The sequence below is a fragment of the Thermodesulfovibrionales bacterium genome (assembly GCA_035622735.1).
Classification (GTDB): Bacteria; Nitrospirota; Thermodesulfovibrionia; order Thermodesulfovibrionales; family UBA9159; genus DASPUT01.
In genome coordinates this window covers 1-5,091 of the sequence record DASPUT010000019.1, presented here as the reverse complement: position 1 = coordinate 5,091, position 5,091 = coordinate 1, and the positions used below count along the sequence as shown (strand labels likewise).

General features: G+C 51.1%; 4 protein-coding genes. 1 reads left to right on the top strand and 3 read right to left on the bottom strand.

Annotation, left to right across the window (positions count from 1 at the left end):
- Positions 1 to 453: hypothetical protein (locus VEI96_00765; protein ID HXX56513.1), on the top strand; the 453-nt coding region annotated here is incomplete at its 5' end.
- 124 nt (positions 454 to 577) lie between these two features.
- On the opposite strand, the gene VEI96_00760 is transcribed toward VEI96_00765, so the two are convergent.
- The 3 genes from VEI96_00760 to VEI96_00750 all read right to left on the bottom strand — a co-directional run bounded on the left by VEI96_00760 (position 578) and on the right by VEI96_00750 (position 4,886).
- A complete protein-coding gene (locus tag VEI96_00760) occupies positions 578 to 2,647 on the bottom strand; it encodes a tetratricopeptide repeat protein (GenBank protein HXX56512.1) in 2,070 nt (689 codons plus the stop codon).
- Between the two features lie 348 nt (positions 2,648 to 2,995).
- Positions 2,996 to 3,352, bottom strand: coding sequence for a PilZ domain-containing protein (locus VEI96_00755; protein HXX56511.1), 357 nt, complete (start codon positions 3,350 to 3,352; stop codon positions 2,996 to 2,998).
- 139 nt (positions 3,353 to 3,491) lie between these two features.
- Positions 3,492 to 4,886, bottom strand: a complete 1,395-nt coding sequence (locus VEI96_00750) for an EAL domain-containing protein (GenBank protein ID HXX56510.1) — start codon at positions 4,884 to 4,886, stop codon at positions 3,492 to 3,494.
- Between the last annotated feature and the right edge of the window lie 205 nt (positions 4,887 to 5,091).

Sequence of the window (5,091 nt, the reverse complement as noted above, 5' to 3'; positions counted from 1 at the left end):
CTCGGGTCCCGGATTCTCGGGGGAGGGGCTTTGAAAGGCGGGATGCCGCTTTACAAGTATGTAGCGAACAGATTTCTCACCCTCATAGAGAATCTGGTCCTACGCGTGAAGCTTTCGGAATACCACACGGGATTTCGCGCCTTCACCCGGCAGGTACTTGAGACCCTTCCCCTCGAAGAGAACTCAGATGATTTTGTCTTTGACAGTGAGATGCTTGTTCAGGCTGTCTACTTCGGTTTCAGGATCGGCGAATTGAGTTGCCCCACGAGGTACTTTGAAGAGGCCTCCTCTATTAATTTCAGACGAAGCGTAATTTACGGATTCGGAGTTCTCGGCGCCTCGGCGAAATTCCTCTTAGGCAGGCTCGGGCTGATAAAGTTCGCCATCCTCGATGCTGAGGGGAGGCGGCTTCTGATGGATGAAGAGGGAAGGGGGCCGCATGCAGGGCGGTAACGCAAAGACCCGGATGCGCATCCTGTTATTCCTAGTCCTGTTCGTCTCCTTCGCTGTAGGATAAGGCGGGAAGGAGCCAAAGCAAAATAGCTATTTGCAGTTATGAGAGAAGAGTTTCTATCCGTCATCTCTTCAGGGTCTGTAACACGTTACACCCTGCCTTGTATCCTAAATCGCAGGCCCTCTGAAAATCTGAAACAGCGCTCTCCCTGTCACCCATTTTGAGATAGACATTTCCTCGGTTAATATAAGCTGAAGTATCACGGTTATCTATTTCGATTGCTTTAGCAAAGTCTTCCAATGCCTTGCTCCTTTGACCTGTAAGTGAATATGCAAATCCGCGATTGTCGTAAGCTAGGGTGTAATTAGGGTTAATCTCGATGGCTTTATCGAACTGGTCTATGGCCTTGTCGAGCGAGCCGGATTTGCCATACAAGACCCCGAGCCGCACCCGGGCCTCCACATATGATGGATTTAAAGCGATCGCCTCATGATAGTCCTGCATCGCCTTATCGAACTGACCTTTTTCTTCGAAGGTTGAGCCGCGCAGATAATAGATGCTGTAGGACTGATGCAGGGCGATGGCTTGACTGAAATCGGCCAGAGCCTTATCAGGTTGCCCCAACAGCTTAAATACTACTCCCCGATTATTGTACGCCTCAAAGTAATTGGGATTCAACGCTATTGCCTTGTCATAGTCCGCAAGGGCCTTATCGAACCGGCCTTGCCGTTTGAATGCGAGGCCCCGATTATTGTACGCGGCGGGATATGAAGGATTCAGCGCAATCGCCTTATCAAAGTCATCGAAGGCCTTATCGAGTTGACCGGAATCGTAGAGAGCATTCCCTCTGTTATTATACGCCAAAGCGACCGATGACGGCTCCATTTCGATCACGTAATTCCAGAACGCAAACGTATCCCTCCATATTTTAATCTGTCCGAGAGTCAGAGATGTTATGGACGTGAATAGAAAGACCGCCAGGAGAATCCAGAAAGACTGAAAGAACGCCTTTCTTCTTCCCATGGCGGCTGCCACGGACCAGCCCCACGCCATAGTTAACCCGGCAATGAAAAAGAGGCTGAGACTTGGCAGATACATGTATCGGTCCGCCATTGACTGCTCACCAACCTGAACAATGCCGAGAACGGGGAGTACCGTGATCAAATAATAACACCAGGCGGCCAACAGTATTCTTTTGTTTTTCACCAGGATCGAACACGCCGTGGTTATCCCGAGCACGAGAACGATCGCCAAGAGATACTCCGGAGATAATAGGGAAACGTCTTTGGGATAGGGATAATAAGGGACCAGATGTATCGGCATGATCGTTTTCCAGAGATACGAGACGAGCGATTTGAACGCCACAAGCACTCGCGTCGACAGGGGCACGACCTCCATCAATCCCATGGCCCCCCCCGCTCTCTGGGCTCGGATGGTCAACAGGCAGGACAGAAGGCTCAAGAGAATGAAGGGAACTTTCTCGATCAATGCAGCCCTTAACGATTTGAGGGATTGGATCCTTCGCAAAGGGTACCAGTCCAGGATCAGCAAAACGGCGGGAAGACTGACAGCCATGGGCTTGCTGAGCAAGGCCAGGAGAAAGAAGCCTGCGGAAAGGAGATAGCGCCTGTCGCGATAGGGGAGCAGCGGTCCCCCATCGTATGAGACTGCTCCCGCGTATTTCATGTATGCCATTACGCTGAGCAGAAAGAACAGGGCACAGAGAAGGTCCTTTCTTTCAGCGACCATTGCTACCGATTCCACATGAATGGGATGAAGTCCAAAGAGTAAACCTGCCGCGACACCTGCTATCAAGATGCCTCGTCCCTTCTGCCACGATACGGTCTCTTTAGGCACGGTCCTTTCTCCATGCAGATCGATCAACCACACGGTTATTAGGACTACCAGGGCTGTGTTGACTGAATGCAAGATGCTATTCGTCAGATGATGCCCGAAGGGATTTAACCCCCATACGGCGTAATCCAATGCGTGAGATATCCAGGTGAGCGGATGCCAATTGGCCTCATAAAAGTCGGAAAAAGCCCATCTGATGAAGTCCCAGTTAAACGTGTGAATATGGGGATTAGCGTATACATACGGCCTGTCATCCCAGTATTTGATGAAGTCATTCCGAAGGGATTGAAGATACACGAGAAAAGTGATGAGGGCAGCAGATGAGGCAAGCAGGGGCAAATACTTACCATCTCCTGCCTTCCGGGAAAATTGGTCTTCCGATACCTTTCCGTCAACCGGTACGTGAAAGGCTTCAGAAGCCTTGTCACCGGCAACTCCACGATCCGCTGCTCTTCTCTTTTTACGGGAAGGCCTACCCATAAATTTTAGAATACCACACTTCCGACAAATACCTCTTCGGTGAAACCGCTCCGGTAACATGAAACTATGTGCAACGAAAAGAATCTCTGAATCCTTTACTGCCGCCTTTTTTCACGTATTTGCGAAAGCCCGCACGTCCGGGTAGGAAGACTTTCTCTGATGATCAAGAACCGACCGACGAGATTTCAGGCCGGTTTGAATCGAAGGTTACTTTCGACTGCACCTCAGGAGCGTCATGAGATACTCATAGAGGAGGGGTTGCTGCGCGGGCATGATGTCTTTCTTGAATTGAATCCCGACGTAATAGATATTCCTCATCTTTCTCGCGTGGCCGATGCTACCGTCCACGGAAGCGCAGCGTATCGATCCGTCAGAGGAGATGAAGTAGATGTCGACCGAGAGGTCTTTACCGTCTCGTATCGGCTGGTCGGAATAAACCCCGATTCCTGACAGGGAGATGTCTGCAACCATAGTTTGAATTGAGCGGGTATCTTGCTCATCCGTGACGGTGAGTGTCGCCGTTGCCGGTAACGCAACCCTTTTATGACTACGTATCGTATACATGGAACGATCTGGGAGGCCTTCCCTCCCCTATGGGGACGAAGCTTCCGTATAGCCCATTGTGTTCGTCAAACGTACAAAGAAGATATCCCGTTTCTGACAGGAGTTCCGCTTTATCCGTTCAATCGCGCGTAAGATGCATCTATGCCGTTCTGACATATGCCGGCATTTGTCCTGCCAAAACCTCAGGACTCTTTTTCCTGGGTAGAAACGACCGGGAGCAGCCGTGATTTATTCCCATCGCTAAGAAGCGGCGGATTTGGTCGACCGGCAGAGGGGGACACAAGAGAAACCCCTGGGTCTCATCACAGTCGTGTTCGCGAAGGAAAGAGAACTGCTGTTCCGTCTCGACGCCTTCGGCGGTGACCTTTAAGTGCAGATTGTGCGCAAGGGCGATAATTGCCTCGACTATCGCAGCATCAGTAGCGCTGATTGCGAGCGACGGTATGAAGGGCCCGTCAACCTTCAGCCTGTTTACGGGGAAATACTTCAGGTAGCGGAGAGATGAATATCCGGTGCCAAAGTCGTCTATCGAGAGTTGTACTCCCATCGCTCTTAACCCTTCAAGGGCCCTAATGGTCGCTTCGGTATTTATCATGAGGGCTCTTTCGGTAAGTTCCAGTTCGAGGTATTCGGGCCGGAGTCGCGTTTCCTCCAGCACCTTGCCGACCGTCCCAACGATGTCATGTTCGTGAAACTGACGTGCGGAAAGGTTCACCGAGACTCTAACGGGTGTGAGGCCTGCTTCCTGCCATTCCCTATTTTGTGCACATGCAGTCCTGAGAACCCATTGCCCGAGTTCGACGATGAGGCCTGTCTCCTCCATCAAATAAATGAAATCGTTTGGATAGACGAGATCAAGCCCGGGCTGTTGCCAGCGTACAAGGGCTTCCAGACCATTGATTCTTCCTGTTGCAAGGTCAATTTGCGGTTGGTAGTGCAGGAGGAATTCCTTACGCTTCAGCGCCAAACGGAGATTGTTTTCCATGATCATGCGACTGAAGGCCCTGTCGTTCATTTCTTGTGAATAGAATCGACAACTATTCTTCTCCCCCTGTCTGGCCCGTTCCATTGCCGTGTACGACGTTTCGATCAGGGTAACGGCATCGGCCCCGTCAAGGGGGAAGATGCTCACGCCGATGCTCGCTGAGAAGAACAACTCATGGTTTTCGAGAAGAAAGGGTGACTCGAGCGAGGCGAGGATCTTCTCGGCGATTCCGGCGGCGTCCTCGGCGTGTCGTATCTCCGGCAGCAGAATCATGAATTCATCCCTTCCGGGACGGGCGATCGTATCGCTTTTTCTGAGACAAGCCTTGAGGCGCTCCGCTATGATCTTCAACATGAGATCTCCGCAATTGTGCCCCAAGGTGTCATTGATGAGTTTCAGGTTGTCGACGCCGACAAACATCATTGCCAATTTGCTCCGAGCGCGCTCGGCGAGTGCCACGGCCTGGGTAAGCCGATCATAGAAAAGCGTTCTGTTCGGGATGCCCGTTAAGAAATCAAAGCAGGCATGACTGTCGATTCTTGCCTTCAAAAAAACTCCTCAAAAAGACTCTGAATCCAGTGTAGGCTAAAACCGGCTCGATGTCCATCCTACCTGGGTAGGGTGTATTTCTTTTCAGTCCGGCCCCGAGGGAATCACGACGTGAAGTATGCGGTTATGGCAGAATACCTTTGTGGCAGGATGGAATCATGGAGATGTGACGGTTCTCTGTCTGCTTCGGAATCTTTTTCGAGCG

Coding starts and splice junctions, on each gene's coding strand:
- VEI96_00755 (HXX56511.1), bottom strand. CDS start 3,352: ATGTATACGATACGTAGTCATAAAAGGGTTGCGTTACCGGCAACGGCG.